At 73.9% G+C, this 26,179-nt stretch carries 25 protein-coding genes; 12 read left to right on the top strand and 13 right to left on the bottom strand.

Translation table 11 applies throughout. The features are described 5' to 3' along the window. Nucleotides 1-260: 260 nt before the first annotated feature. Nucleotides 261-1,091 carry an NAD-dependent epimerase/dehydratase family protein gene (locus AC0VX6_RS21685; RefSeq protein ID WP_274974416.1) on the bottom strand — a complete coding sequence of 277 codons (831 nt, stop codon included), beginning with the start codon at nucleotides 1,089-1,091 and terminating at the stop codon, nucleotides 261-263. Nucleotides 1,092-1,267: 176 nt separating this feature from the next. On the opposite strand from AC0VX6_RS21685, the gene AC0VX6_RS21680 reads away from it, so the two are divergent. Together AC0VX6_RS21680 and AC0VX6_RS21675 are read left to right on the top strand one after the other, a co-directional pair. Further along, a complete protein-coding gene (locus tag AC0VX6_RS21680) occupies nucleotides 1,268-2,224 on the top strand; it encodes an AraC family transcriptional regulator (RefSeq protein WP_274974415.1) in 957 nt (318 codons plus the stop codon). A gap of 73 nt (nucleotides 2,225-2,297) precedes the next feature. After that, on the top strand, nucleotides 2,298-3,083 hold the full coding sequence (locus AC0VX6_RS21675) for a class I SAM-dependent methyltransferase (protein WP_475465846.1): 786 nt from the start codon (nucleotides 2,298-2,300) through the stop codon (nucleotides 3,081-3,083). A 62-nt stretch (nucleotides 3,084-3,145) separates the two neighbouring features. On the opposite strand, the gene AC0VX6_RS21670 is transcribed toward AC0VX6_RS21675, so the two are convergent. Together AC0VX6_RS21670 and AC0VX6_RS21665 are read right to left on the bottom strand one after the other, a co-directional pair. Beyond that, nucleotides 3,146-3,604, bottom strand: a complete 459-nt coding sequence (locus AC0VX6_RS21670; RefSeq protein WP_274974413.1) for a GNAT family N-acetyltransferase — start codon at nucleotides 3,602-3,604, stop codon at nucleotides 3,146-3,148. Between the two features lie 140 nt (nucleotides 3,605-3,744). Beyond that, nucleotides 3,745-4,374: an HAD-IA family hydrolase gene (locus AC0VX6_RS21665; protein WP_274974412.1), complete on the bottom strand. Its 630-nt coding sequence runs from the start codon at nucleotides 4,372-4,374 to the stop codon at nucleotides 3,745-3,747. Between the two features lie 196 nt (nucleotides 4,375-4,570). Here AC0VX6_RS21665 and AC0VX6_RS21660 point away from each other — a divergent pair, with 196 nt between their 5' ends. After that, the gene (locus AC0VX6_RS21660) at nucleotides 4,571-4,807 is read left to right on the top strand and encodes a hypothetical protein (protein ID WP_274974411.1); all 237 of its coding nucleotides are present in this window, start codon (nucleotides 4,571-4,573) and stop codon (nucleotides 4,805-4,807) included. Nucleotides 4,808-4,889: 82 nt separating this feature from the next. Here the strand turns inward: AC0VX6_RS21660 and AC0VX6_RS21655 are convergent, their stop codons facing one another. From AC0VX6_RS21655 to AC0VX6_RS21645, 3 genes are all read right to left on the bottom strand, one after another. Next, a complete protein-coding gene (locus tag AC0VX6_RS21655; RefSeq protein ID WP_475465843.1) occupies nucleotides 4,890-5,726 on the bottom strand; it encodes a TIGR03619 family F420-dependent LLM class oxidoreductase in 837 nt (278 codons plus the stop codon). Between the two features lie 142 nt (nucleotides 5,727-5,868). Next, nucleotides 5,869-6,915 (bottom strand): endonuclease/exonuclease/phosphatase family protein, encoded by a 1,047-nt coding sequence (locus tag AC0VX6_RS21650; protein WP_475465841.1) that lies wholly within the window; start codon nucleotides 6,913-6,915, stop codon nucleotides 5,869-5,871. Between the two features lie 240 nt (nucleotides 6,916-7,155). Beyond that, nucleotides 7,156-8,112 carry a LysR family transcriptional regulator gene (locus AC0VX6_RS21645; RefSeq protein ID WP_475465839.1) on the bottom strand — a complete coding sequence of 319 codons (957 nt, stop codon included), beginning with the start codon at nucleotides 8,110-8,112 and terminating at the stop codon, nucleotides 7,156-7,158. Nucleotides 8,113-8,212: 100 nt separating this feature from the next. Between AC0VX6_RS21645 and AC0VX6_RS21640 the strand changes: the two genes are divergently transcribed. The 4 genes from AC0VX6_RS21640 to AC0VX6_RS21625 all read left to right on the top strand — a co-directional run bounded on the left by AC0VX6_RS21640 (nucleotide 8,213) and on the right by AC0VX6_RS21625 (nucleotide 13,424). Next, the gene (locus AC0VX6_RS21640) at nucleotides 8,213-9,223 is read left to right on the top strand and encodes an NADP-dependent oxidoreductase (protein WP_475465837.1); all 1,011 of its coding nucleotides are present in this window, start codon (nucleotides 8,213-8,215) and stop codon (nucleotides 9,221-9,223) included. A 99-nt stretch (nucleotides 9,224-9,322) separates the two neighbouring features. After that, a complete protein-coding gene (locus tag AC0VX6_RS21635; protein ID WP_274974407.1) occupies nucleotides 9,323-10,141 on the top strand; it encodes an aldo/keto reductase in 819 nt (272 codons plus the stop codon). 278 nt (nucleotides 10,142-10,419) lie between these two features. Next, nucleotides 10,420-11,301 carry an alpha/beta fold hydrolase gene (locus tag AC0VX6_RS21630; protein ID WP_274974406.1) on the top strand — a complete coding sequence of 294 codons (882 nt, stop codon included), beginning with the start codon at nucleotides 10,420-10,422 and terminating at the stop codon, nucleotides 11,299-11,301. Between the two features lie 458 nt (nucleotides 11,302-11,759). Continuing rightward, nucleotides 11,760-13,424 carry a BCCT family transporter gene (locus AC0VX6_RS21625; RefSeq protein ID WP_274974405.1) on the top strand — a complete coding sequence of 555 codons (1,665 nt, stop codon included), beginning with the start codon at nucleotides 11,760-11,762 and terminating at the stop codon, nucleotides 13,422-13,424. Between the two features lie 49 nt (nucleotides 13,425-13,473). On the opposite strand, the gene AC0VX6_RS21620 is transcribed toward AC0VX6_RS21625, so the two are convergent. Further along, the gene (locus tag AC0VX6_RS21620; RefSeq protein WP_475465835.1) at nucleotides 13,474-14,376 is read right to left on the bottom strand and encodes an aminoglycoside 3'-phosphotransferase; all 903 of its coding nucleotides are present in this window, start codon (nucleotides 14,374-14,376) and stop codon (nucleotides 13,474-13,476) included. A 311-nt stretch (nucleotides 14,377-14,687) separates the two neighbouring features. Continuing rightward, a complete protein-coding gene (locus AC0VX6_RS21615; protein WP_274974403.1) occupies nucleotides 14,688-15,395 on the bottom strand; it encodes a TetR/AcrR family transcriptional regulator in 708 nt (235 codons plus the stop codon). A gap of 97 nt (nucleotides 15,396-15,492) precedes the next feature. Here AC0VX6_RS21615 and AC0VX6_RS21610 point away from each other — a divergent pair, with 97 nt between their 5' ends. The 3 genes from AC0VX6_RS21610 (at nucleotide 15,493) to AC0VX6_RS21600 (ending at nucleotide 18,981) form a co-directional block, all read left to right on the top strand. Continuing rightward, the gene (locus AC0VX6_RS21610) at nucleotides 15,493-16,683 is read left to right on the top strand and encodes a DUF418 domain-containing protein (protein ID WP_475465834.1); all 1,191 of its coding nucleotides are present in this window, start codon (nucleotides 15,493-15,495) and stop codon (nucleotides 16,681-16,683) included. Between the two features lie 204 nt (nucleotides 16,684-16,887). Beyond that, nucleotides 16,888-18,003, top strand: coding sequence for an RNA-guided endonuclease InsQ/TnpB family protein (locus tag AC0VX6_RS21605; protein ID WP_475465832.1), 1,116 nt, complete (start codon nucleotides 16,888-16,890; stop codon nucleotides 18,001-18,003). Between the two features lie 204 nt (nucleotides 18,004-18,207). After that, complete coding sequence (locus AC0VX6_RS21600) at nucleotides 18,208-18,981, top strand: nucleotidyltransferase domain-containing protein (RefSeq protein ID WP_475465830.1); 774 nt, start codon at nucleotides 18,208-18,210, stop codon at nucleotides 18,979-18,981. Nucleotides 18,982-19,224: 243 nt separating this feature from the next. Here AC0VX6_RS21600 and AC0VX6_RS21595 read toward each other — a convergent pair whose 3' ends face one another. Then, a complete protein-coding gene (locus AC0VX6_RS21595; protein ID WP_475465828.1) occupies nucleotides 19,225-20,658 on the bottom strand; it encodes a benzoate/H(+) symporter BenE family transporter in 1,434 nt (477 codons plus the stop codon). A 95-nt stretch (nucleotides 20,659-20,753) separates the two neighbouring features. Here AC0VX6_RS21595 and AC0VX6_RS21590 point away from each other — a divergent pair, with 95 nt between their 5' ends. Continuing rightward, on the top strand, nucleotides 20,754-21,515 hold the full coding sequence (locus AC0VX6_RS21590) for a class I SAM-dependent methyltransferase (RefSeq protein WP_274974398.1): 762 nt from the start codon (nucleotides 20,754-20,756) through the stop codon (nucleotides 21,513-21,515). 39 nt (nucleotides 21,516-21,554) lie between these two features. Here AC0VX6_RS21590 and AC0VX6_RS21585 read toward each other — a convergent pair whose 3' ends face one another. Beyond that, entirely contained in the window at nucleotides 21,555-21,929 is a 375-nt protein-coding gene (locus AC0VX6_RS21585) for an antibiotic biosynthesis monooxygenase family protein (protein ID WP_274974397.1), read from the bottom strand. Between the two features lie 288 nt (nucleotides 21,930-22,217). Between AC0VX6_RS21585 and AC0VX6_RS21580 the strand changes: the two genes are divergently transcribed. Continuing rightward, the gene (locus tag AC0VX6_RS21580) at nucleotides 22,218-23,315 is read left to right on the top strand and encodes a winged helix DNA-binding domain-containing protein (protein ID WP_475465826.1); all 1,098 of its coding nucleotides are present in this window, start codon (nucleotides 22,218-22,220) and stop codon (nucleotides 23,313-23,315) included. A gap of 81 nt (nucleotides 23,316-23,396) precedes the next feature. Here the strand turns inward: AC0VX6_RS21580 and AC0VX6_RS21575 are convergent, their stop codons facing one another. From AC0VX6_RS21575 to solA, 3 genes are all read right to left on the bottom strand, one after another. Further along, nucleotides 23,397-23,828 (bottom strand): VOC family protein, encoded by a 432-nt coding sequence (locus tag AC0VX6_RS21575; RefSeq protein ID WP_274974395.1) that lies wholly within the window; start codon nucleotides 23,826-23,828, stop codon nucleotides 23,397-23,399. Nucleotides 23,829-24,010: 182 nt separating this feature from the next. Further along, entirely contained in the window at nucleotides 24,011-24,817 is an 807-nt protein-coding gene (locus tag AC0VX6_RS21570) for an SDR family oxidoreductase (protein WP_475465824.1), read from the bottom strand. Between the two features lie 126 nt (nucleotides 24,818-24,943). Further along, entirely contained in the window at nucleotides 24,944-26,116 is a 1,173-nt protein-coding gene (gene solA, locus AC0VX6_RS21565) for an N-methyl-L-tryptophan oxidase (RefSeq protein WP_475465822.1), read from the bottom strand. Nucleotides 26,117-26,179 lie beyond the last annotated feature (63 nt).

The raw sequence follows: 26,179 nt of genomic DNA, 5'->3' as shown, positions 1-26,179 counted from the left end.
GCGCCGGGTCCGGTGGCTCCCTGTGAGGGGCGCGGCGGGGGTGGTCGGCCTGTCCATGTGTCCGGGGTGCTCTGACCTGCGTTGATGTCGGCCTCCGGGTCGGCTGGCGGTAACGGAGGGCAACCGTTCCGGTAACGGGCTCACAACGCGAACAAGCCCTGGAAGGGCGCCCCCGCGCCGACGCCCCCGCGCTCAGCGCCCTCGTGCCGGACCCCTGTGCGCTGCTCCCTTCTGTGCCGGGCGCCCCCGTGCCGGGACCCTCACGCCGGGCGGTTCCACGCCCCGGCGGCCGCGGCCCGGCGGACGTACTCGGCGAAGTCCGAGGCCGGGCGGCCCAGCGCCTTCTCCACCCCGTCGGCGGGCTCGGCGTTGCGGCCGTCCAGGATCTCGCCGAACAGCCCGGTCAGCCCCCGGGCCACCTCCCCGGGCAGCCCCGCGGCGACCGCCCCGGCGACGAACTCCTCCGGCGTGACCCGGAGGCAGGCGACGGGGTGCCCGGCGGCCCCACCGATCAGACGGGCGGCCTCGGTGAAAGTCAGCGCCCGGGGCCCGGTCAGCTCGTACAGCTCACCGGCGTGCCCGTCCTCCGTCAGCGCCCGGGCCGCGATCTCCGCGACGTCGTCGAGGTCCACGAACGGCTCGGGCACGTCCGGCACCGGCAGGGCCACGGTGCCCTCCAGGACCGGCCCGAGCAGGAAGCTCTCGGAGAAGTCCTGCGCGAAGACCGAGCAGCGCAGCACGGTCAGGTCGGGGAACACGCCGCGCACGGCGTGCTCCGCGCGCTCGGCCCCCTCCTCGCCCCGGCCCGACAGCAGCACCGCGCGCCGGACGCCGCTCCGGGCGGCACGGGAGGCGAACGCGGCGACGGCCTCGTCGGCCCCGGGAAAGGCCAGGTCGGGGTGGTAGCACAGGTAGACGGAGGCGACCCCCTCCAGGACGGCGTCCCAGGTGGCGGGTTCGTGCCAGTCGAAGCGGGGCCGACCGGAGCGGGAGCCGACCCGGACGTCGGCGCCGCGCTCGCGCAGCAGGCGGGTGACGCGGCGGCCGGTCATGCCGGTGCCGCCGGTGACGAGGACGTGTTGTGTGGTCATGTCCCCCAGTCCACCAGTCGGGTGTCGGACGGAACATAGCCAGAACGCTGGTGTGCATAAGCGTTCGTCTGGATCCGGCGCGGTCTCCCCTGTCCTCGGACGCGGCCCTCTCGGAGGGGCCCGCACGATCGGCGGCCGAGCCCTGAGCTCCCCGCCCGCTTCATTAGGGTGAGGCCATGGACCCCCTCGTGCACCTCCTGGACGGGCCACGCGCGCGCGGCGCCTTCACCCTGCGCACCGTCATGAGCCCGCCCTGGGGCATCGACATCCGCGACGAGGCCGCGCTCACCCTGGTGGTGGTCACCTCCGGGCGCGCCTGGGTGGCGGCGCGCGGGGAGGAGGCCGAGGCCGGTCCCGGCGACCTGGTGCTCGTGCGCGGCCCGGAGCCCTACGTGATCGCCGACAGCCCGGGACGGGAGCCCACCGTCACCGCCCTGCCGGGTGCGCGGTGCGTGGCCCGCGACGGCGCGGAGGTCCACGTGTCCATGAGCCACGGCGTCGGCACCTGGGGGAACGACCCCGACGGCACCGACACCATGGTCGTGGGCGCCTACCTGGACGACAGCGAGGTCGGCCGCCTCGCCCTGGCCGCGCTGCCGTCTCTGGCGGTGCTCCCCGAGGGCCGGGTCGACCCCGCGCTGGTGGAACTGCTCGCCCGCGAGATCACCACCGGCCACGTCGCCCAGACCAGCCTCAACGACCGGCTCCTGGACTGCCTGCTGGTGATGGCGGTGCGCGCCTGGCTGGAGGACAACCCCGACAGCGCGCCCAACTGGCTCACCGCCCGCAGCGACCCCGTCGTCGCGCGGGCGCTGGAGCTGGTCCACGAGCGCGTCGCCGACCCCTGGACGCTGGAGTCCCTGGCGGGGGAGTGCGCGGTCTCCCGCGCCACCCTGGCCGCGCGCTTCCAGCGGGCCGTGGGCACCCCTCCGATGACCTACCTGCGCACCTGGCGGCTGACGGTGGCCTGCGACCTGCTCACCGCCAGCCCGGGGCTGGGCCTGGAGGCCGTGGCCGCCCGGGTGGGCTACGGGAGCGCGTTCGCGTTCAGTTCCGCGTTCAAGAACCACACGGGCGCGAGCCCGTCCGCGTACCGGGCCGCCCGGGCCGAACGCGTGCCGCAGGAGGCCTGACGCGGCCCCGGGCCACGTGGTTGGGTAGGTGTTCCCGGGACCCGGGGACCAGGGCACGGCAGAAGGGGGCGCGATGACCGACAGGACCCAGGAGTTCGACCAGCTCAGCGAGGGCTACCGCCGCTTCCGGCCGGGATACCCCCGTCCCCTGCTGGACCGGCTGCGCGCCCACGTCCTCGCCGGTGAGCGGAGTTCCCGGTCCGAGCCCCGGCTCCTGCTCGACGTCGGCGCGGGGACGGGCATCTCCACCCGCGCCCTGCGCCGCGTCTTCGGTCCGGATCCCCGTGTGGTCGGCGTCGAGCCGGGGCGTTCCATGCGGGCCACCGCCGCCGGGGAACTCGACGGGGCCGAGTACGTGGACGGCCGCGCCGAGGAGGTCCCCTTCCCCGACGCGTCGGCCTCCCTCGTGCTGGCCGCGCAGGCCGTCCACTGGTTCGACCGGCCCGCCTTCTACGCCGAGGCCGCGCGCCTGCTCCTGCCAGGCGGCACCGTCGCGGTCCTCAACAACGACCGCGACCGGACGGCCAGTGCGTTCGTCGACGCCCACGAGAGCCTGATGGAGGAGTACGGCGACGACTACCGGCGCGACTACCGCGCCTACGACACGGTCGCCGAGATGGAAGCTCAGGACGGCCTCGCCGACGCCACCGAGTCCACCACCGCCTGGACGCGCGAACTCGACACCGCGGGCTTCGTCGGGAGCGCGCTGTCCTCAAGCAGGATGGCCGCCGTGGTCCGCAACATCGGCGAGGAGCGCACGCGGGCCGCCCTCACCGGGCTCGTCACCGCGCACTTCCCCGACGGGAACGTGCGCGTCCCCTACGTCACGCGGCTCCACCTGGCCCGCCGGACGCCGTAGCCGCACGCCGGTGCCCGTTCGGTCGCGGGTCCTCGGCTCCGCGTTCGCCGTTGCGTGTCCGCTCAGCCGAGCCGCTTCTTGAAACCGACGTGGGAGGCGGTGTACCCCAACCGCTCGTAGAAGCGGTGCGCGTCCCCGCGCGAGGCGTCCGAGGTCAGCTGGAGCATGGCGGCTCCCCGGCGGCGGGCCTCCTCCTCGGCCCAGACCAGCAGGCCGGTGCCCAGGCCGCCGCCGCGCTCGTCCGAGTGCACCCGCACCGCCTCCACCTGGGCGCGGGTGGCGCCCCGGTGGGACAGACCCGGCAGGAACGTCAACTGGAGGGTTCCCACCACCTGACCCCCGCGGCGGGCCACCGCCAGGAACTGGTGCGGGTCGGCGTCGATCACTCGGAAGGCCGCCAGGTAGGGGGCCGGGTCCCCGGGGTCCTCGCGCCGGGAGCCCAGCTCGTCATCGGCGAGCATGGCGACGATCGCCGCCACGTCCTCTGCGCGGGCCCGGTCGATGGTGATGCCCTCGTTCAAGGGTGCTCCGTACGTCGTCAGGCGTTCCGGCGCCGCCGGACGCGGTCGACGGGGCCTCGCCCCGAGCGGTCGTGAATGAGAGGGGCCCGGCCGCTCGGAGCGCTTCCCCGCGTCGCGGGCGGGCCGACCCGGCGCGGCGGTCACGGGAGCAGCAGCGCCGCCACGGCTTCGAGGTCCGCCACCACGGTCGTCGCGTGCGCGAGATCCTCCGCGCCGGTCGTGGATGCCATGGCCACCACGGGCATGCCCGCGTCCAGCCCGGAGCGGACCCCGCTCACCGAGTCCTCCACCACCACGCACCGCTCGGGGGCGGCCCCCATGCGCTCGGCGCCCAGCAGGTACGGGGCCGGGTGGGGTTTGCCCGCAGCCACCTGGTCGGCGGTCACCAGCACGCGGGGGAGGGGCAGCCCCGCCGTCGCGATCCGCGAACGCGCGATCCGGTCGCTCCCCGACGTGACGATCGCCCAGGGGCGTCCGCGCGCGTCGAGTTCGGTGAGGAGTTCGCGCGCGCCGGGCACGCCCCGGACACCGTCCCCGGCGGCGGCCTCGTGGTCCTCGATCCGTGGCGCCTCGGTCAGCGGGTCCAGGTGCGGGGCGAAGAGGCGGACCAGGTCCACGTCGGTCCGCCCGTGGTGGTGTTCGAGCACCGCGCCCACGTCCACGCCGCGCTCCACGGCCCACGCGGTCAGCCCCGCGCGGATGCTCGCGGTGGAGTCCACCAGCACGCCGTCCAGGTCGAACAGCACGGTCGCCTCGTCGTAGCCGCCCACGTCACTCCTTCGTCCGGTCCTCGTCGGGGACTCCAGGGTGCCACCCGCGACCGCCGGGGCGTCGTCGGCGGCACCCCGCCGGGCCGCCGGGAGGGGGGACCGACCCGATCCGGCACGGGGTCCGGCCCTCCTCCGCCCGCACGACGAGGACACGCCACGGGTGCGCCACCACGGGTATGTCAATTACAGTTGACCCATGGACGCCGAACAGCTGACCTCCCTCGCCCGCGCCACCGGAGCCGACGACCCGCTGGTGGGTCTGGACGCCACCGTCCGGATGCGCAGGGAGATGGAGCGGGTCGAGGCGGTCCTCGTCCGCCGCGCCCGCAACCGCGGCTCCACCTGGGCCGAGATCGCCCGGGTGCTCGGCGTGTCCAAGCAGGCCATCCACAAGAAGTACGGGGGCCGGGGGCTCTTCGGCTCGCAGGAGTAGGAACGCCGCACCGGCCCTCCGCCGCCGGTCGGCACTTCGTCGCCGGTCGGCGCGGCGCCGTCGCTCGGCCCTGCGTCCCCTGTCAGCGCAGTGCCGCCGCGAACCGCTCCATCCGGTCGCCGAAGCCCTCCGCGTCGCCGAACCACACCGCCACCGCGTCCGCCCCGGCGGCGGTCAGCTCCCGGAACAGCCCGACGGCGCGTTCGAACTCCTCCTCGCCCCCGGACCAGGCGATCCGCGTTCCCGCGCGCACCGGCCGCGGGGTCAGTTCCCGCAGCCGGTTCCGGGCCTCCACGAACCCCGCCGTGTCCAGTCCCACGCCCTGCCACACGTCGGCCCACTCAGGGGCCCGCCGCAGCGCCCGCTCGGACGTGCCGCCCGCCATCACGGGCACGCGCCGCGCCGGACGGGGGGCGAACACCCCGCGCTCGTAGGAGTGGAAACGCCCCTCGAACGGACCCTCGCCCTCGAACAGGTGCCGCAGCAGTCGCAGCGTCTCGTCGGTCCGGGCGCCGCGCGTGGCGAAGTCCGACCCCACGGCCTCGAACTCCTCGCGCGACCAGCCGGTCCCCACGCCCAGGACGAAGCGCCCCTCGGACAGGGCGTCCAGGGTCGCCACCTGCTTCGCCAGGACGAACGGGTCGCGCATCGGCGCCACCAGCACCGACGTGCCCAGCCGGATCCGCCGGGTCCGGGCCGCGAGGTGGGCCAGGGTCACCAGCGGCTCGTACACACCGTCGAAGGTGCGGCCGTAGGGCGCGGGCGGCAGCAGGTGGTCGGGCAGCCACACCGCGTCCGCACCCAGTTCCTCGGCGCGAACGCCCAGGTCGACGAGGGTTCCCGGGGACATCCGCGCGGACTCGTCGGGCAGGACCACCTGGAGGGCGGTTCCCGTGATCGGTTCGGTCAACTCGCTCACGGGGCGACGGTAGACCGTGCCACCGGTGCGAGGGTCAAGGACGGGCCGGACGTCCCCGTACCGTCCCCGTCGGGAAGCCGGGAAGCCGGGAAGCCGGGAAGCCGGGAAGCCGGGAAGCCGGGAAGCCGGGAAGCCGGGAAGCCTAGCGGGGCGAGGGCAGGGACACCTCGACCAGCACCGCCCTGTGGTCGGTGCCGGTCACCTCCACCACCTCCAGTCCGTCGACGCCCATCCGGGGGTGCACCAGCACGTGGTCGATGGCCAGGCCCGGCACCGCCCGTCCCACCGGCCACGTGGGCTCCAGCCCCTCGCCCAGGACAGCGGCCGAACTGAGGTACCCCGCGTCCAGGACCTCGCGCAGCGCCGCGTGGTCGAGCGTGGCGTTGAAGTCCCCGGCCAGGACCCGCATCGTGTCCGGGTCGTCCGCCTCGGCCAGGCCCTCCAGCTCCCCGCGCCAGGAGTCGGTGTACGCGGGGGACAGCGGCGGCGGGACGTGCACCGACGTCACCTCCAGCACGTCGGCCTCCCCGTCCCCGTCGCCGTCCTCGGGCAGCCGCACGACGGCGGTCGGCATCGCGAACGCGTCCCGGCCCGCCTCCCCGCCGCCGGCGTCGGTGAGCGGGAAGGCCGAATGGACGGTGCTCCCGTGCACGCCCCGGGGGTCGGAGCGGTCGACCGCGTGCGGCAGCAGGCCGTCCAGCCCGGCGGCGGACAGTTCGCGCACCAGGTCGGGGGTGACCTCCTGGAGGGTGAGCACGTCCACCTTCCGGTCGCGCACCAGCGACACCACCCGGTTCACGTCGGCGCCGCCGCCGAGCATGTTCAGGGTCATGATCCGCACGACCGGACCGCCCGCCGAGGTCACGCCGAACGGCACCGCGCGGGGCACGACCACGGCGGCCAGCGCCAACGTCACCGCGGTCAGGACCGCCATGGACCCCCAGCGCCGCAGCAGTCCGGCCACCACCGCCGCCAGCGGAGCGGCGGCCAGCGCGTAGGGCGTGAAGGCCAGCGCGGGCACCAGGGGCCAGCCCCGTTCCAGGCCCAGGACCCGCAGCAGGGCGAACACCGCGAGCCCCGCGGCGGCCAGCGCGACCAGGACGGTCACCGCGGGGGAGCGGCCCGGGGGCCCGGAGCCCCCGTCGTCCGCCGCTTCCGTGCCACTGTCCGGTACCCGTACGCGTTCCATCGCCGTCCTCCCCGGAGCGGACGCCGTCGCCCGCCCTTCACCGGGTTAGGACTACACCACCGCGGCGCGGGTTCGGGGCGGCCGCGGCACCCGGGCCCGATGGCACTGAACCCCCGGGCGTCGCCCCCGGCCGCACTGAACCCCCTGTCGGCATCCGTTCCCGGCGGCGCCGAATCCCTGTCGGCATCCGCTCCCGGCGGCGCCGAGCCCCTGGTGGCTCCGAACCCCCGGGCGGCCCCCTCAGCAGGCGCGGGCGGCCGACACCAGGCGCCGGTGCACCCCCTCCAGGCACGGGTTGTCCGCCACCCCCGGGCGCCGTACCAGGTACAGCGTGGTGACCGGAGGCTCCTCCGGGGCCAGGAGCGCCACCAGGCGGCCCTCGGCCAGCGCCTCCCGGCACAGGTGGCGCGGCAGCACCGTCACCCCCGCCCCCGCCGTGACGGCCGACACCACCCCGCGCAGGTCGGGCACGGTGACCGCGGGCGCACACGTCAGCCGTACCCCGAACACCTGCCGCCAGTAGCGGCGCAGCACCGACAGTTCCTCGTCGTGGGCCACCAGCGGGACCGCGCACAGCGCGGAGGCGCCCTGGCGCAGGAGCCGGTCGCGGCCGATCCGGTCCGCCCACCCCGGCGACGCCACCAGCACGAACTCCTCGTCGGCGAGGGGTTCGGCGACCAGGGTCCGTCCGCGCGGCCGCACCGCGGACACCACCAGGTCGTGCCGGTCCCGGCGCAGCTCCTCCAGCAGGTCCTCGGCCGGACCGGTGCGCACGCGCAGCCGCAGGCCGCCCTCCACCAGGGGCGCGAGCGCGGGCAGCACCAGCGCGTGCAGCGCCTCGGCGGGACCCGCCACGCGCAGCGGCGGGGGCGACGCGGACGTGCCGCCCCCGCCGCGCCCGGCCACCACCTCCAGCGCGTCCAGGGGTTCGGCCACGCGCGCGGCCAAGTCGTTGGCCTCGGCGGTCGGCGCCACGCCCCGGGGCAGCCGCTCGAAGAGGGGGTGTCCGAGCCGCCGCTCCAGGGAACGGACCTGGGTGGTGACCGTGGGCTGCGACAGCCGCAGCAGCTGCGCGGCGGCGGTGAAGGACCCCGACCGGTGTACCGCCAGGAAGGTCCTCAACTGCTGCAGATCGAGCGGCCCGCCGGGCCCCGGGTCGGCCGCCGTGCCCGAACCATTGACATTCCTATAGCTCACCTCGCCGATTTTATTGGTCGGTGAATGGATAGTCGGACTAGTGTCTGTTCGGTCCGCGGGTCACCGCGCCAACACCCAGCGAAGTCACGGAGGTCACGTCATGTCCGTCACCAGCAGGGAGGTCCACCTGGTGGCCCGTCCCGTCGGCGAGCCCGAGCCCACCGACTTCTCCCTCGTGGAGACCACCGTCGCCGACCCCGGACCCGGACAGGTCCTGGTGCGCAACGACTGGATGTCCGTGGACCCGTACATGCGCGGCCGCATGAACGACGCCAAGTCCTACGTCCCCCCGTTCCGGCTCGGTGAGCCGATGGACGGCGGTGCGGTGGGCGTGGTCACCGCCTCAGGCAGCGACGACGTCCCCGTGGGCACCACCGTCCTGCACGGGGCCGGATGGCGCGAGTACGCGCTGCTGCCCGCGGAGTCCGTGCGCGCGGTGGACGCCTCCCTGGCGCCCGCCGAGGCCTACCTCGGCGTGCTGGGCATGGTCGGCCTCACCGCCTACGCCGGTCTGACCGAGGTCGCCCCGGTGCGCGAGGGCGACGTGGTGTTCGTCTCCGGCGCCGCGGGAGCGGTCGGGTCCGCCGCCGGCCAGATCGCCCGCCAGCTGGGCGCGTCCCGGGTGGTCGGTTCCGCGGGCGGTCCGGAGAAGAGGCGCCGCCTCCTGGAGGACTTCGGCTTCGACGCCGCCATCGACTACCGCGAGGGCCGCCTGGAGGAGCAGCTCGCCGAGGCCGCGCCCGAGGGGATCGACGTCTACTTCGACAACGTCGGCGGCGACCACCTCAGGGCCGCCATCGCCGCGATGCGCAACCACGGCCGGATCGCCCTGTGCGGCGCGATCTCGCAGTACAACGCCACCAAGCCCGAGCCCGGCCCCGACAACCTGTTCCTGGCCGTCGGCAAGCGCCTCACCCTGCGCGGGTTCATCGCCGGCGACCACAGCCACCTGATGAAGGAGTACGCCGAGCGCGCCTCCGAGTGGATCGTCGACGGCAGGCTGCGCACCGAGCAGACCGTCGTCGACGGCATCGACAACGCCGTGCGGGCCTTCCTCGGCATGATGCGGGGCGCCAACACGGGCAAGATGCTGGTCCACCTCACACCCTGAACCGCTTGCCTGGAGTGCACTCCAGGTGGCCACCATGGGGGAGCACCCCACGAGCAACAACACGAGCAACAACGAGTCCGCCACGACGGAAGGGCGCTCATGCAGTACGTCACGCTGAACAACGGCCTCACCATGCCCCAACTCGGGTTCGGCGTCTGGCAGGTTCCCGACGACGAGGCCCGGGCCGCGGTCGCGACCGCCCTGGAGACCGGGTACCGCAGCATCGACACCGCCAGGATCTACGACAACGAGCGGGGCACGGGCCGCGCCCTGGCCGAGTCGGGCATCGCCCGCGAGGAGCTGTTCGTCACCACCAAGCTGTGGAACGACGAGCAGGGCTACGACAGCACCCTCAAGGCCTTCGATGCCAGCCTGGACCGCCTCGGCCTGGACTACGTGGACCTGTACCTGATCCACTGGCCCTGCCCTCGGCAGGACGCCTACGTCGAGAGCTGGAAGGCGATGGAGCGCATCCACGCCGAGGGCCGCGCCAGGGCCGTCGGCGTGTCCAACTTCACCGAGCAGACCCTGGACCGCCTGGTCGCGGAGACCGACGTCGTCCCCGTGCTCAACCAGATCGAGCTGCACCCCTACTTCTCGCAGGAGGCCATGCGGGCCGTCAACGCCCGCCACGGCCTCCTCACCGAGGCCTGGAGCCCGCTGGGCCAGGGCAAGGGGCTGCTGGAGGACCCGGAGCTGACCGCCCTGGGCGAGAAGCACGGCAGGTCCGCGGCGCAGGTCGTGCTGCGCTGGCACCTCCAGCTCGGCAACGTCGTGATCCCCAAGTCGGTGACCCCGTCCCGTATCCGCGAGAACTTCGACGTGTTCGGCTTCGAGCTGTCCGCCGAGGACATGGACCGGGTCTCGGCTCTCGACCGGGGCGGCCGGATCGGCTCGGACCCCGCCACGGTCGGCTGACCGGCGTGTTCCCGGGCCGGCGCCCGGTCCGGGAACACCCCCGCGGGGCCGGGGGAGCGGGGCCGGACACGGCCGAGAAGGGACGGACGAAAGCCCTCAGAGCAGGGCGAACGGATCAACAGGGGACACCCCGTGCCGGGTGCGGATCTCTTTCGCGTGTCTGTTGGGACACTCCGAGCGTCCCCGAGTGGCGTGGTGCCGAACGGAGGCGTACAGTCCTCTCTTGGCGCGCCGACAAGCAAGGACGGCGGCCAGTCTCCTCTTAGGCGAAGCAGATCATGACCGTCGTCCCGCAACGCACCGCGCGCGTGTACCGCTCCGACAACGCCGAGCGCTCCGTGCACGCCTGGTGCCACAAAGCCCTGAGCCAGTGGCCCGAACTCGGACCCCTCCCGCCCGTGGAGACCCGTCTGGGCAGCACGCAGGCCTTCCGCTCCGCGGGCGGCCCCGGCACCCCGGTGCTGGTGCTCTCGGGCACCAACTTCAACGCGGCCTCCACGGTGCCCGCGGCCCGCGCGCTGTCCGCGGACCGGCCGGTGCTGCTGGTCGACCTGCCCGGGCAGCCGGGCCTGAGCTGCAATCAGAGGGTCGGCGGCGCCAGGATCGAGACCTACGGCGCGTGGCTCGACGAGCTCCTGCCCCAGATCACCGACGGACCCGTCCTCGTGCTGGGGCACTCGCGCGGCGCCGCCATCGCGCTCGCCTCCACGCCGTCCCCGCTGGTCGCCGGGATCCTGCTGCTCAACCCGGCCGGACTGACCGCGGCCGGGGTCAGCTCCGAGTCCATGCGCGCCACCCTGCCGTGGATGATCCACCCCAACGAGCAGACCAGCGGGCGCCTGGTGGAGTTCCTCAGCGGCCCCTCCACCGAGTGCGACAAGCACCGGGCCGAGGCCGAGTGGCTGACCCTGGTGGCCCGGTACTGCCGCGCGGGGTCCACCCCCAGCCCGCTGCCGGCGGAGCACTTCCGCGCCTGGGCCCGGACCCCGGTCGCCGTCGCGACCGGGTCGCACGACCCGTTCTTCTCGCCCGCGCGCCTGCACGGCCCGGCCCGCCGGTTCCTGGACGCCGACGTCCACACCATCGAGGGCGCGGGGCACCTGTCGCTGTACGAGCAGCCGGAGCGCGTGCGCGAGCTGCTGGGCGAACTCGACGCCTGACCGCCTCCGCGCGGGGGCGGAGCCCGTCGGAGAGCCCGCCCTCCCCGCCCCGGCGCTCCCGGCCCCGCCGCGTGGGGGCGGAGCGCGCCGCCGCGCGCGGTTCGCGGGCGTCGCCCGGTCGGCTCCTGCCCGTTCCGGGCCGTCCTTCTCCGGGCTGAGGTCCCCGGTCTCCTCCGCTGCTCCCGTGCGCGGTGACGGGGTGGTACGTATGCGCGCGAAAGGGTGCGTAGCGCATTCAACCCCGCAAGAACATGCCTAATGTGGCTTTCGGCATATTTAAACAGCGATTTTTCGGTGTGTTGCTAATGGTGGCGGGTAAGGACGTTCCCGACTCTCCCGGAAAGGAAGGATAAACAGGGAACCCCGCCCCCAAGGACGTATCCTTGCCCGAGGTCGGTGCGGGCTGACGGGCCCTTGTCCCTCGACGAACGTCCCCGAATCACCAGAAAGCAATCGGCATGTTCCAAAAGCTGGCGCAAAAGCTGGGGCTCGAGACGAACCCGGCGATCTTCTTCGTGTCCGCCGCGTTGACCATCGTTTTCGTGGTGTCCGCGATCTTCTTCACCGACACGGTGGACGCCGTCTTCGGAACCACCTCCGGCTGGATCCTCACCAACCTGGGATGGTTCTACATCCTCGGTGTGACCACCTTCCTGATCTTCCTGATCTGGATCGCGTTCAGCAGGTTCGGGCGCGTACGGCTGGGATCGCCGGAGAGCACGCCCGACTACAGCAACTCCGCCTGGTTCGCCATGCTGTTCGCCGCCGGCATCGGCAGCATCCTGATGTTCTGGGGCGTTGCCGAGCCCATCAGCCACTACGCCGAACCGCCGCGTTCCGGGGTCGACCCGCTGACCGTCGAGGCGGCCGAGGAGGCGATGGGCTTCACGCTCTACCACTTCGGCCTGCACACCTGGACGATCTTCTGCCTGCCCGGGCTCGCCTTCGCCTACTTCGTGTACCGCAAGGGCCTGCCCTTCCGGGTCAGCTCGGTCTTCCAGCCCTTCCTCGGCGACCGGATCAACGGCCCCATCGGGCGGACCATCGACATCGTCGCGGTCCTGGGCACGCTGTTCGGCGTCGCCGTCACCGTGGGCCTGGGCACGCTCCAGATGAACAGCGGCCTCAACATCCTGTTCGGCATGCCGGAGAACCGCGTCAGCCAGCTCATCCTCATCGCGATCGTCACGACCATCGCCGTGATCTCCGTGGCCACCGGCCTCGACGTCGGCATCAAGTGGCTGTCCACGATCAACATCTACATGGCCGTGGGGCTGCTGGTCTTCGTCTTCCTCGCCGGCTCGACGCTCTACCTGGCCAAGGGGATCATCGAGACCACGGGCGTCTACCTGGAGATGCTGGTCCCGCTGTCGTTCTGGAACGACACCTTCGCCAACACCGGCTGGCAGGGCTCCTGGACCGTCTTCTACTGGGCGTGGACCATCACCTGGTCGCCGTTCGTCGGCATCTTCGTCGCGCGCATCTCCAAGGGCCGCACCATCCGCGAGTTCATCCTCGGCGTGCTGGCCGCGCCCACCGCGTTCAGCGTCGTGTGGTTCAGCGTGTTCGGCCTGTCGGCCTTCGACATCGAGCGCAACCAGGGCGGCGGCCTGGTGGACGAGGTGGTCACGCAGGGGGACATCCCCGGTTCCCTCTTCGCCTTCCTGGAGCACTTCCCGCTGACCACGGTCGTGTCGGTGCTGGCCATCCTCATCGTCATCATCTTCTTCACCACCTCGGCCGACTCGGCATCCCTGGTGGTGGACATGCTCTGCTCCGGCAAGAGCGACAACCCCACCCGGCAGCGGGTGTTCTGGGGCATCACCCAGGGCGTCGTCGCCGCGACCGTGCTCACCGCCACCGGCGTGGGCGGCCTGGACGCCCTGCAACAGACGATCATCGTGTTCGGGCTGCCCTTCTTCGTGATCGGCTTCTTCATGATGGTGGGGCTGGTGCGCTCGCTGCACGGCGAGTTCGCGGAGGGGTCGGGCCTCCAGCGCGAACGCAAGGCCCCGCTGGCCACCAGGGCGCGCCGGATCCAGCGGCGGCACCGGCGCCTGGGCGAGGCCGGGGCCCGCGCCGGTGAGCGCAACGGGGGCAACGGCAACGGCGCTCCCCGGTAGGGGGAGGGCGCAGCGCCGTCACAGGCCCCGGCCGCTCCGGCCGGGGCCCTCACACGGGCCAGAAGAAGGAGTTGACCCCGGCGCACAGCCGCAGCCGCTCGGGGTCGACGTCCTCCCGCCCGTAGGCGTCCAGGAACCGTTCGACGTCCCGCGGCCCGAACTGCGGGTTCATCGGACTGAGCAGGCTGCCCGCCATGTCGGCCAGGTCCGCGTGGGGATCCCCCAGTCCGGCCCGCCCCAGGTCCACCAGGGCCCAGCCGTCCGCCCGGCCCTCCCCGGCGGCCGGGGAGCCGTCCGGCCGCGCGGAACCGGGGTCCCCGCCCGCGGACCGGCGAGCACCCCCAGCACCGCCGCGCACGGAGCCGGTGTCGAGCAGCACGTTGGGCAGGCAGTAGTCGCCGTGGACCAGCGCGGTTGGCCCGGGGCCCAGGGCGCGCGCCAGCGCGGCCAGCTCCGAGAGCACCTCGGCGGCGGGCGGCCCCTGCCTGCCCGCGGCGGCCCAGGAACGCTCCACCAGCCCGGAGGCGACCCGCTCCCGCGCCCGTTCGAGCTGGGCGGGCAGCGTCATGTCGAAGGGGCACTCCGCGGCCGGAACGCGGTGCAGCGCGCGGGCGGCCCGGGCGAGCAGGACGACCACCCGCGACCGCTCCCCGGCGGGCCAGGGCTCGTGGGCGGCGCGCCCGTCCAGGTGGCTCATGGTCAGCCAGCGCAGCCCCGCCCAGGAGCCCGAGTCCAGCACGCGCGGCACCGGCAGCCCCCGCCCGGCCAACCAGCGCAGGCGCCGCTCCTGGCCCAGGAGTTCGGCCACCAGGTCGGGGCGGTCGGCGTCCACCGACTTGAGCACTGCGAAGGGACGGTCCCGGGCGTCGAACAGCCGGGCCACACGGGCTCCGGAAAGCCCCACGTCGAGTTCCTCGGCACGGGCGGCGTCCACGGACGCGGGGATGCGCATGCCCCGCACCCTAGCCCCGGCGCCCGCCGGATTCCCAGCGGGTCACGGCACCGGCGGCACCACCGGGCACGCCCTGTCCGGGCGCCCGCCCGGTTCCCAGCGGTCGGCGGCGCCGGTGGCCTCCACCGGGTACGCGCCGGACCCGCCGCCCGGTTCCCGGCGGTCAGCGGGACGGGCGGTGTCCACGGGGGCTTCCCGTCTCCGCGGCCCGCCCGTGTTCCAACGGCCCGCGGCGCCGCGCGCCGGGCGGTGCGGTCCGCACCCGCCGACGGCGACGCGCCCTTCTGCGGAGCTCCGGGCCGCCGCGTGCGCTAACCGCCGGAGGACGCGGGGGAACCCTCCTCCGGGGCGGCGGGGGAGGGGGCACGCGGGTCCAGGCCGAGGACGGGCAGGATCACCTCGTCCACGATCCGCTCCACGTACTCCCCGTCGGGCGGCCCCTGGTGGTCCATGGCGTACTTGATGAGCATGGCCTCACCGATGTCGTCGGTGACGGAGGTGACGCGGGAGGGGTCGACCCTGCCGTGGTCGGCGTAGTGTTCGAGGACGGTGCGGGTGAAGCGCCCCCCGCGCGAGTCGAAGACCTCCCGCACGAACCGGTCGTAGAGCTCGGGGTGGTGCCTGGCCTCGGCGACCACGGAGAACATCGCCTGTCCCAGGGACCGGCTCATGGTGTCGCGCAGGAGCATGAGGGCCCTGACGAGGTCCCCGCGCAGGTCGTCGGCGCCCGGCGTGGGGACCTCCTGCGGGTAGGTGTGGTACATCGCGTCCAGCAGGATGTCCCCCGGCGTGGGCCAGCGCCGGTACAGCGAGGTCTTGGCCGTGCCCGCCCGGCGGGCGACCCCCTCCATGGACAGGCGGGCGACGCCGACGTCGGCGGCCTCCAGGATGACCGCCTCGTGGATGGCGTCCAGCAGTTCCCGCCCGCGTCTGCGCGTGGCCCGGGGCGCCTCCTCCCGCGCCTCGGGCGCCGTCTCCCGCGCCTCGTCGCCAGCCCGCGGCCGCTCCCCGTCAACCATGCTCTTCCCAACTAAGCTACGATGCCGTATCTTAGAAGAGGAATTGGATACGCCTCCGTATCCAATGCTATCCCCTTCCGCGTGAACGGAGTTCAGTATGTCTCTTCCCCCCTCTCCGCCGCCCTCGCCCGGGGGTGTGGCACTCGACCGGCGCTCCCTGGCGCCCGACCTGGCACGCGGGGTGATGCTGCTGGTCATCGCCGTCGTGCACGCGCACATCGTCTGGGTGATGGCCACCGCGGGACAGGGCTCCGCCACGGGCGGCCTCCTCGACACCGCCTCCACCGCCCTGCTGATGCTGTTCGCCGAGGCTCGCGGGTACCCCATGTTCGCGGCGCTGTTCGGCTACGGGCTCGCCTGGATCCACCTGCGCCGCACCGCCGAGGGGCGCCCGGAGCCGTGGGTGCGCTCACTGGTGCGTCGCCGCGGCCGGTGGATGGTGCTGATCGGGCTCCTGCACACGCTCCTGCTCTTCTTCGGCGACATCGTCTCGGTCTACGGGCTCATCGCCCTGATGTTCGCGGGGCTGCTGCACGCCGGTGACCGGCGCCTGCTCGCCCACGCCCTCACCTGGGCCTCCCTGGGGTCGCTGTTCTACGCGGTCATGAACAGCCTCCCGCTCTCCGACCCCGAGGCGGGCGGGGTCCTCACCCAGGACCCGCTGGCCGACATGGTCACACGCCTGTTCACCTGGCCGGTCATGACCCCGATGCTCGTGGCGAGTTCGGTGTTCCCCTTCCTCATCGGGGTCTGGGCGGCCCGCCGCCGCCTCATGGAACAGCCCGAGCTCCACCTCGGGCTGCTTCGTCGTGTCGCCCTCATCGGTATCCCGGTGGCCGTGGTCGGCGGACTGCCGCAGGCCCTGGTGGCCACCGAGCTGTGGGCGCCCGAGTTCGTGCTCAAGGCCGGTGTGGGCTGGCTGCACGTCCTGACCGGCTACGCGGGCGGCTTCGGCTACGCCGCGCTCATCGCGCTGGTCGCGGTCCGCCTCGGTGACCGCAGAGGACCCGTCGTGCGGGCCCTGGTCGCCACGGGCCAGCGCTCCATGACCTGCTACCTGTTGCAGTCCGTGGGCTGGATGGTGCTGTTCGCGCCCTACGCCCTGGACCTGGCGCCACAGCTGTCCGGGACCGCCGCCGTCCTGGTCGGCGTCGCCGTCTGGTCGGCCACCGTGGTCCTGGCCGACCTCATGCGCCGCGCGGGGATCCGGGGCCCGGCCGAACGCCTCCTGCGCTGGGGAACCTACCCCTCCTTCGCGAGAGTGCCACCGGCTTCAGTCGGTAGGTGAAACGACCATCACGAAACGTCACACCCCCGCGCTAGGGTCGACCCAGACCAGGCAGGAGGTGACACATCAAGCGCGAACGCGGCCACAAGACCCGCCTCTACCCCACCAAGGACCAACTCTCGGGGTTGGAAACCCAGGGCCACGCCCCGCGCCCTGTGGAACCTCCTGCACGCGTGGTGGACGATGTCTTCGGAGAACCGGCGGGTGTCCCTCAAAGACGCCGACGCCGCGATTCGTCAGGCCCGCAAAGACCTGCCCTGGCTCGCTGTTCTTCCGGCGCAGGCCGCGCAGCAGGTGTTGAAGGCCTACTTCCGGGCGTGGCAGAACTGCTGGGCGGGCCGGGCAGGGCCGCCCGTCTTCAAGTCCCGGTTGCGTTCACGGATGTGCGTGGACATTCCCCAGGGGCGGGACCTGAACATCGAGCGCCTCACCCGCACGTGGGGGGCCGTGAGGATCCCCAAGGTCGGCGTGGTCCGCTTCCGGTGGACCAAGGACCTACCGGTGGGCAAGCACGCTGACGCCGCGAACAGGGTTACCGGTGCGCGGTTGGTGCGGGAGGCTAACGGCTGGCACGTGGTGCTGAGGGTGCGTACCGAGGTCAAGGAACCGGCACCCCATGTCGGCCCGGGGGTGGGGATCGATCGGGGTGTGGCCAAGCCGCTCGCCCTGTCCGATGGGACGTTCCGTGAGCACGGGCCGTGGCTGTCTGGAGGCGAAACCGAGCGTCTGCGCCGGTTGGAGTGCGCTGCCGCACGTCAACGGCGGCAGCGCACACCCGGGCAGCCGTCTTCGCACCGGTTGCGGCGCACCTATGACCAGATCGCCCGGGTGCGCGCGAAAGCCAAGCGCCGCGCCCTGGGCTGGCAGCACAAGGTCACGCACGCCCTGGCTGAGGAGTTCGGTGTGGTGGGGGTCGAGGACCTGCACATCGCCGGGATGGTCCGTTCAGCTCGGGGGACGGTGGAGGCCCCGGGCACCAACGTGGCACGAAAATCCGGGTTGAACCGGGCCATCGCCGGACAGGCGTGGGGACGTACGGTCACGTTGTTGGAGTACAAGCTCGCCGACCGGGGCGGGTACCTGGTGCGGGTGCCCGCCCCCTACACCTCGCGGCGCTGCTCGGCACGCCAGGCCATCACCGAGGGCGGCCGCGAGTCGCGGGACCGGTTCGTGTGCCAGGCACCGGGGTGCGGATACACAGCCAACGCCGACACCAACGCCGCGCGCAACATCGAGCACCTGACCAAGCAGCAAGCGCCCCAGGACATTGTGGGTGCCAGGACGTGGAGCCCTCGCCGCCAGGCGGGCTGTGAAGCGTAGACCACCAGCGGCGAACGGGTTCCGTTGGCTGGGTTCTCCCGCCTTCAGGCGGAAGAGGATGCCAAAGAACCGTGCGGGCGGAGCAGCCGCAGGCCGAACCGGCGCGGAGATGACCGCGCACCCGGCGACGCCCGGCGAGGCCGTCGTCCGCGCTGGTCACCGGCTCGGCGCAAACCTCATGGCGGACGGCACACGCCATCCGCGATGATGGCCACCATGTCCACCTCCGCACATGACGACGCGACCTTCCTGTCCGCCACCGCCGACCGGCTCGCCGCCCTTCCAGCCGTCGAGGCGGTCACCCTCGGCGGTTCCCGGGCCCAGGGCACCCACCGCCCCGACAGCGACTGGGACCTGGCGGTCTACTACCGGGGGGACTTCGACCCGCAGACGCTGCGGGACCTCGGCTGGGAGGGGGAGGTGTCGGAGATCGGCGGCTGGGGAGGCGGTGTCTTCAACGGCGGCGCCTGGCTGCGGATCGACGGCCGGGCGGTGGACGTGCACTACCGCGACCTGGACGTGGTCGAGCACCAGATCGCCGAAGCGCGGCAGGGACGCTTCCTGGTGGAACCGCTCATGTTCCACCTGGCGGGTATCCCCACCTACCTGGTCGTCGCCGAACTCGCCATCGGCCGGGTCGTCGTCGGGGACCTGCCCCGGCCCGACTACCCCGAGGCGCTGCGCAGGAGCGCGCCGCCCGTCTGGCGGGGCAGGGCCGCGGCCACCCTGTCCTACGCCCAGCACGACCACGCCCCCTACGGCAGGGTCGCCCAGACCGCGGGCCTCCTGGCCCAGGCCGCCTCGCAGGCCGCGCACGCGGTCCTGGCCGAGCGCGGGATCTGGGTCACCAACGACAAGGCACTGCTGTCCATGGCGGATCTGGAGGAGATCGACTTCGTGGTCGCCGGAATGACCGCCGACCCCCAGGACCTGGGTTCGGCGGTCGCCGAGGCCGGACGGATCCTCGCCACGGTCTGAGTCCTCCCGCCGCGGTCCGGTCCCGGGTTCCGGAGCGTCTGCGCCCGGGCACCCGGCCCCGGGTGCCCGGGTATGGGCCGGGCTGGGACCGATCGCGGGTTCCAGGCTCGGGGCGGGCGCGTACACCGCCGCGCCGTGGCCCGGATCCCGGACCACGGCGCGGTGCTGACCGGGGAAAGCCCGTTCCGCCGCCCCTACCAGGTCATGTTGACGACCCCGCTGAGCGTGGCGTACCCGGCCCCCTCAACCGCGTCCCGACCGGCTGTCCGCACCGGGATCACCGGACTCCCCGGACCCCTCTGCCCTGTGTGTCCCGTCGGCCATCCGTGTTTCGTCCGCCGGTGCTCCGGCGGCCTCCCGCGCTCCGCCGTCCCTTCCCCGGGCGGCCCCTGCGGCCTTCACCGCCTCTTCGGCTTCCCTGGCCTCCCCGGCCTCCTCGGGCTCCCGCACGTCCCCGGTGCCCCGCTCGGCGCCGCCGTCCGGAGCCGTGCGCCGGGACCGCTGCCAGGAACGGGTCACCGCCAGCGTCAGCACACCCGCCAGCAGACCCCAGAAGGCCGACCCCACACCGAACAGGGTGAACCCCGAAGCCGTCGCCAGGAAGGTCACCACCGCGGCCTCCCGTGAGCGCTCGTCCCCCAGCGCCGACGCCAGCGAACCCCCGATCGTTCCGAGCAGGCCCAGACCGGCGATCCCCAGGATCAGCGGCGGCGGCAGCGCGGCCAGCAGCGACGCCACCGTCGCGCCGAAGACGCCCACGCACAGGTAGAAGACCCCCGCCCACACCCCGGCCAGGTAGCGGCGCTCGCGGTCGGGGTGCGCCTGCGGTCCCGTGCAGATGGCCGCGGTGATCGCGGCCAGGTTCATCCCGAAGCACCCGAACGGCGCCAGTACCAGGTTGGTCGCCCCGGTCCACCCGATCACCGGCGAGATCGGCACCCGGTAGCCGTCGCCCCGCAGCACCGCGACCCCCGGCAGGTTCTGCGAGGCCATGGTCACCACGAACAGCGGCAGCCCCACGCTCACCAGCACCTGCCAGGAGAACTCTGGAGCCACGAACACCGGCCGGGCCAGCGACGGGGTCACCCCGCTCAGGTCCAGGGTCCCGCGCAGCGCCGCGGCTGCACCACCCGCCACCAGGGACACGATGACCGCGTAGCGCGGCAGCCACCGGCGGCTCAGCAGGTATGCCGCGAACATGGCGAACACGACCGCGAAGTCGTCCTCCATGCTCGTGAACAGCCCCATGCCGAACTGGAGCAGCACCCCGGCCAGCAGTCCCGCCGCGAGCGGCACCGGCACGCGGTCCATGACCCTCTCGAACCACCCGGTGACACCGCTCAGGGTGATCAGCGCGGCCGAGAACAGGAACGCCCCCACCGCCTGCGCCATCGTCACCCCGTCCAGGCCCACCGCCAGCAGCGCGGCACCGGGCGTGGACCAGGCGGTCACGATCGGGGCCCGGTGGCGCAGGGACAGTCCCACACAGGTCACCGCCATGCCCACACCCAGGGCCAGCATCCACGAGGCGGTCTGCTCGGAGGAGGCGCCGGCGGCCTCGGCCGCGGTGAACACGATCGCGGCCGAACTGGTCACCCCGACCAGCACGGCGACCAGACCGGCCGCGACGGCGGGCGCGGGGGCCACGAGGCCGACAAGACGGGCGAGGGTTCTCATGGTCCACCATCCTCGCGCGCCGCCGGATCAGCTCCTTCGGCCGGGGGAGGGAAAACCGCTGGACCCGGCCGCGGCGCCCGGGGGAGGATGCCGCCATGGGACGCGATTTCGACGCGCTCGTCGCCGAGGCCGACGCGGAGCCGACACACGGCTGGGACTTCTCCTGGTTTGAGGGCCGGGCCACGGAACAGCGCCCCTCCTGGGGCTACCAGCGCACCATGGCCGGGTACATGGCCCGCGCGAGCGCCGCGCTCGACATCCAGACCGGCGGCGGCGAGGTGCTGGCGGGGGTCCCCGAACGCCCGCCCCTGACCGCGGCGACGGAGTCCTGGCCGCCCAACATCGCCGAGGCCACCCGGCTGCTCCACCCGCTGGGGGTCGTGGTCGTCGCCGACGAGGACGAGCCGCCGCTGCCCTTCGCGGACGGCGCCTTCGACCTGGTGGTCTCCCGCCATCCGGTGACCGTGTGGTGGGGGGAGATCGCCCGGGTCCTGGCTCCGGGCGGAACCTACCTGTCCCAGCAGGTGGGCCCGGCGAGCGTCTTCGAGGTGGTGGAGTTCTTCCTGGGGCCGCAGCCCGAGGAGGCGCGCGCCTCCCGCCACCCGGACCAGGCGCGCGAGGGGGCGCGGGCGGCCGGGCTGGAGGTGACCGACCTGCGCATGGAGCGGCTGCGCACGGAGTTCTTCGACGTCGGCGCGGTCGTGTACTTCCTGCGCAAGGTGGTCTGGATGGTGCCCGGGTTCACCGTGGAGGCCTACCGGGACCGGCTCCGGGACATGCACGAGCACATCGAGCGCGAGGGGTCGTTCAGAGCCACCACGACCCGCTTCCTCATCGAGGCCCGCAAGCCCCGCTGACCCGTCCGGGCCGCGGGGTGCGGGCGCCCGCCGCGGCGGTCAGGACCGGGCCGAGACCCGCTGGACGACCTCGAAGCCCCAGATCTCGCTGTTGGTCGCGGCCGGGCCGCCGTGCCCGTGCCCGTGGCCCTGGCCGTGCCCGGCCGGTGCGCCCTCCTTCTGGGCGTCCGCGGCGGCCTGGGCGTGCCCCTTCCGGAAGGCCTGGCCGTTCACCCAGTTCTGGAAGTCCTCCTCGGACCGCCACCGGGTGTAGACGAGGTACTTGTCGGTGCCCTCGACCGGGCGCAGCAGCTGGAACTCCTCGAACCCGGGCTGGTCCTCCACGAGCCCGGCGCGCTTGGCGAAACGCTCCTCCAGGGTCGCCCCCGCGCCTTCGGGGACGGTCAGGACGTTGAACTTGACGACGCTGCTCACGCGGCACCTCTCTCGGTTGGCTGCGGTTCTCCCGCCCAACCTAGGACAACCTCCGCCGACGCCCGCGCCGCCCCGCCCCGAACACGCCCCTCCACCGGCCGACCCGTCCACCCCGCGCCCCCGCGCCCCCGCGTTCCCGACCGCCCATCCCGCGCCTCCGACCGCCCATCCCGCGCCCCCGACCGCACACCCGGTGCTTCCGACCGCCCGCAGGGCCGCACGCGGTGACCTCCCCCGCGGACGAGTGGAGGACAGCGGATGACCTCCACCCCTCCTAGAGTCGCGTCCATGACCGCGCTCGACCGCCGCGCCCTCAACCGGGCGACCCTGTCCCGCCAACTGCTCCTCGGCCGGACCACCGACCACACCGCCGCAGAAGTCGTCCGCCACCTCGTCGGACTCCAGGCGCAGGACCCCGAACCGCCCTACGTGGGCCTGTGGTCCCGTGTCCGGGACTTCCGGATCGAGGACCTCACCGGGCTCCTGCACAGCCGCGACGTCGTGCGCGCCACCCTCCTGCGGGGCACCCAGCACCTGGTCACCGCCGCCGACTACCTGTGGCTGCGCCCGGCCCTGCACCCCATGCTGGCCCGCTGGCAGAAGGGCGCCTTCGGCCGGGACCTGCCCGGTGTCGACCCCGCCGAGCTGGCCGCCGCGGCACGCGCGCTCCTCGCCGACGGCGGACTCTCCCGCCCCGACCTGGGCCGGGCCCTGGCCGAGCGCTGGCCCGGACGCGCCCCCGTCGCCCTGGCCCGTTCGGCCCAGGGGCTCCTGCCCGTCCTGCACCCGCCGCCCGACGGCACGTGGGGACGGCGCGGCGCCACACCCTTCACCCTCGCCGAGGAGTGGCTCGGCGCGCCGCTGGCCGCCGAACCCTCCCCGGACACCCTCGTACTGCGCTACCTCGCCGCGTTCGGCCCGGCCACCGCCAAGGACGTCCAGGCCTGGAGCGGGATGACCCGCATGCGCGCGGTCGTGGAGGGCCTGCGGTCGCGGCTGCGGGTCCTGCGCGACCCGGACGGCCGCGAGCTGTTCGACCTGCCCGACGCGCCCCGCCCCGACCCCGACACGCCCGCGCCGGTCCGCTTCCTGGCGCTGCTCGACAACGTGCTCGTCTCCTACGACGACCGCTCCCGCGTCGTCGCCGACCACCAGCGCCCCCACATCGTGGTCGAGCCGCCGCTGACCGTGGACGGGTTCGTGCGCGGGCTGTGGCGGATCGAGCGGACCCGGGGCGGCGGCCCCGCCGTACTGGACGTGCGGCTGTTCGCCCCGCTCACCCCGGCCGAGGAGGAGGCGGTCACCGAGGAGGGCGCACGGCTGCTGCGCTTCGCGGCGGCCGACTCCGAGGGCCACGACATCCGCCTGCGCCCCCTGGAACCGTGAACCGGCCCGGCCCCGGGGCCTCGCGACCGCCCGGCGCCGCCGGGGACCCGCCCGCCCCTGCGGCGGGCGGGCGCCGGCGCCTCAGCCGAGCACGACCCGCCCGGTCTCGTCCACACGCCAGCCCGGGTTGTGCGCGATCTCCCACACCACGCCGTTGGGGTCCTGCACGTGGGCGTGGAAGATGCCGCCGAACGCGCCCGGCTGCGGGGTCTTGAGCACCCGCGCGCCCGCCCGTGCCATGGCCTCCACGGTCCGTTCGACCTCCTCGGGGCCGTCGACGTTGTGCGACAGCGTCATCCCCGACACCCCGGTCGTGCCGGGCGTGCGCCCCAGGTCGCGGTCGAACTTCTCCGCGTCGAACAGGCCCAGGACCTGCCCCGGCGCGACCTGGAAGAAGACGATTTCCCCGGGGACGTCCATGAGCGGTTCCCAGCCGAGCCCGTCCCGGTAGAACGCGCGGGCGGCGTCCAGGTCGGCCGTGGCCAGGGTGATGAAGTGGATCTGCTGTTTCACGGCGGCTCCGTCGCTGTACCCCGCCCCGGAAGGACCCGGGGCGGGCGGTGTCCTGCGGTCGGGACAACCTACCCGGGACCGGGGACACGCCGCCCGCAACCCCTCGGACACGGCGGGACCGCCCGCCCGGGCCCCGAGGGAGCCGGGGGGCCAGGACGTTCGGGCCCCGGGCGCGTCCGCGGCTACAGCCCGTGCCTGCGGGCGACCATGCGCAGGACGAGCGAGCGCGGGAACAGCCGCCGCAGCGCGAAGACCACCGGGGCGTTGCTGCCCACCGCGTAGAACGGCCGTGGCGGGTCCGCCTCGACGGCGCGCACGACCGTCCGGGCCACCGCCCCCGGAGCGATCCCCGACGCCTCGTTGGCGTTGAGCGCCCTGAGCATGGTGCGGTACTCGGCCGCGAACGGCGACCCCTCCCGCAGGTACTGGGTCCGCCGTTCGCTGATGCCGGTGTTGATCGACCCCGGCTCGACCGTGGCCACCCCCACCCCGTACGGGGACACCTCGCGGCGCAGCGCGTTCGCGAACCCCTTGAGCGCCGCCTTGGAGGCCACGTAGGAGGACCGGTAGGCCAGCGGGAAGCTCGCCAGCATCGAACCCACCATCACCACGCGCCCGTACTCCCGGGCGCGCATCCCCGGCAGCAACAGCTGGGTGAGCCGCACCGCGCCGAACACGTTGATCCGGAACAACCGCTCCACCGCCTCCGGCGGCAGCTCCTCGAAGGGCCCGCTCTGACTCTCCCCGGCATTGTTGACCAGCACGTCCACGTCGCCCGCGGCGGCCGCGCACGCCTCGACCGACGCCCCGTCGGCCAAGTCCAGGGCCAGGTACTCCACGCCCGGGACCGGCTCGGCCACCGCCCCGGGGTCGCGGCTGGTCCCGTACACGCGGTAGCCGCGGCGGACCAGCTCCGCGGCGACGGCGGCGCCGATCCCCGACGACGCGCCCGTGACGAGCGCGGTCCGCGGGACGGTGGGACTGTTCATGGCGGTCCTTCCGGAGGGAGGGGCGGTGAGGCCGCGCTCGCGCCGCGCGTGGAAGCGATGATCGCACGCCTGTACGCGCCGGGCGCACCCCGCCCCGGGGCCCAGGCCGCCCGCGAACCGCCCGGTTCAGTCCCAGCGGTGCGGGTCGAACAGGTCCACGGCCAGATCCGTGCGCCCGTGCCGGGCGAGGTCGGCCAGCGCCTCCCCGACCGCGGAGGCGAACTTGTAGCCGTGCCCCGAGAAGCCCCCCGCCAGCACCAGTCCGGGCAGTTCGCGGCGCTGACCGATGACGAAGTGCTCGTCCGGCGTCATCGTGTACATGCACGACGCCATCCGCTCGGGGAGCGGGGCCACACCGCTCAGTCCGGCGGCCAGCCGTCCGAGCCGCCGCGCGTCGGCGGCGTCGGGCTCCCGCGGCCCCGCGTCGGGGTCGACCGGCTCGCCCCACTGGGCGCCCTCGCCCCTGTTCCCCGTGGCCTCGGCGTGCACCCCGATCTTGACGGTCCGCCCGCCGTCCATGCTGGGGAACCCGTACCACGTGCAGTCGTCCTCGTCCCGGGCGAACACGGGCCCGTGCGCGTGCGGGGACGGGTCCCGCGTGGTGCGGAACCAGCCCAGCACCCGCCGCTCCACCCGCAGGCCGCCGCCCAGCTCCGCCATCTCGGGCACCAGCCGCGGCAGCCAGGACCCTGCGGTGACGACCACCCGGCGGGCCCGGACCACGGTGTCCCCGACCACCACACGGGGGCGGTCCGGGTCGGGGACGACGCGGGTCGCCCGGGCTCCGGTGAGCACCCGCGCGCCCGCCTGCCGCGCGAGCCGCACGGCCGCCGTGATCGCGGCCTCGGGCAGGACCACACCGGCGTCCTCCTCGAAGACGCCCACCTCACCCGGGCGCAGCACGTGCTGGGGGAAGCGCTCGGCGACCTGGTCGCGGGAGAGCACCTGGTGGGGGAGGCCGTGGTGTTCGGCGGCGGCGACCGACCCGGTGACGGCGGGGCTGTCCGGCGCGCCGAGCATGAGGGCGCCGGTGCGCACCACGAGCCGGGTCCCGGAGGCCTCCTCCAGCTCCGACCACGCGCGCCAGGCCGACCGCACGAACGGCACGTAGGCGGCGCCCTCCATGTAGGCGGTGCGGATGATGCGGGACTCGCCGTGGCTGGAGCCCCGGTCGTGCCCGGGCGTGAACTGCTCGACCCCGATCACGTCCACACCACGCCGGGCCAGACGCCACAGGGCCTGCGCCCCCATGGCTCCCAGTCCGACCACGACGGTGTCGGTCTCCAGCGGTGCCGCCACGCGTTTCCCCCAAGTCCGGTGTCCGGGGCCGCGCCGCCCGGAGCTTCGTCCCATGATCCCAGG

It is taken from the genome of Nocardiopsis sp. iso_25 (genome assembly GCF_056173305.1).
Note: the sequence above shows the minus strand (reverse complement) of the source record. Positions and strands in the feature narration are given on the sequence as shown.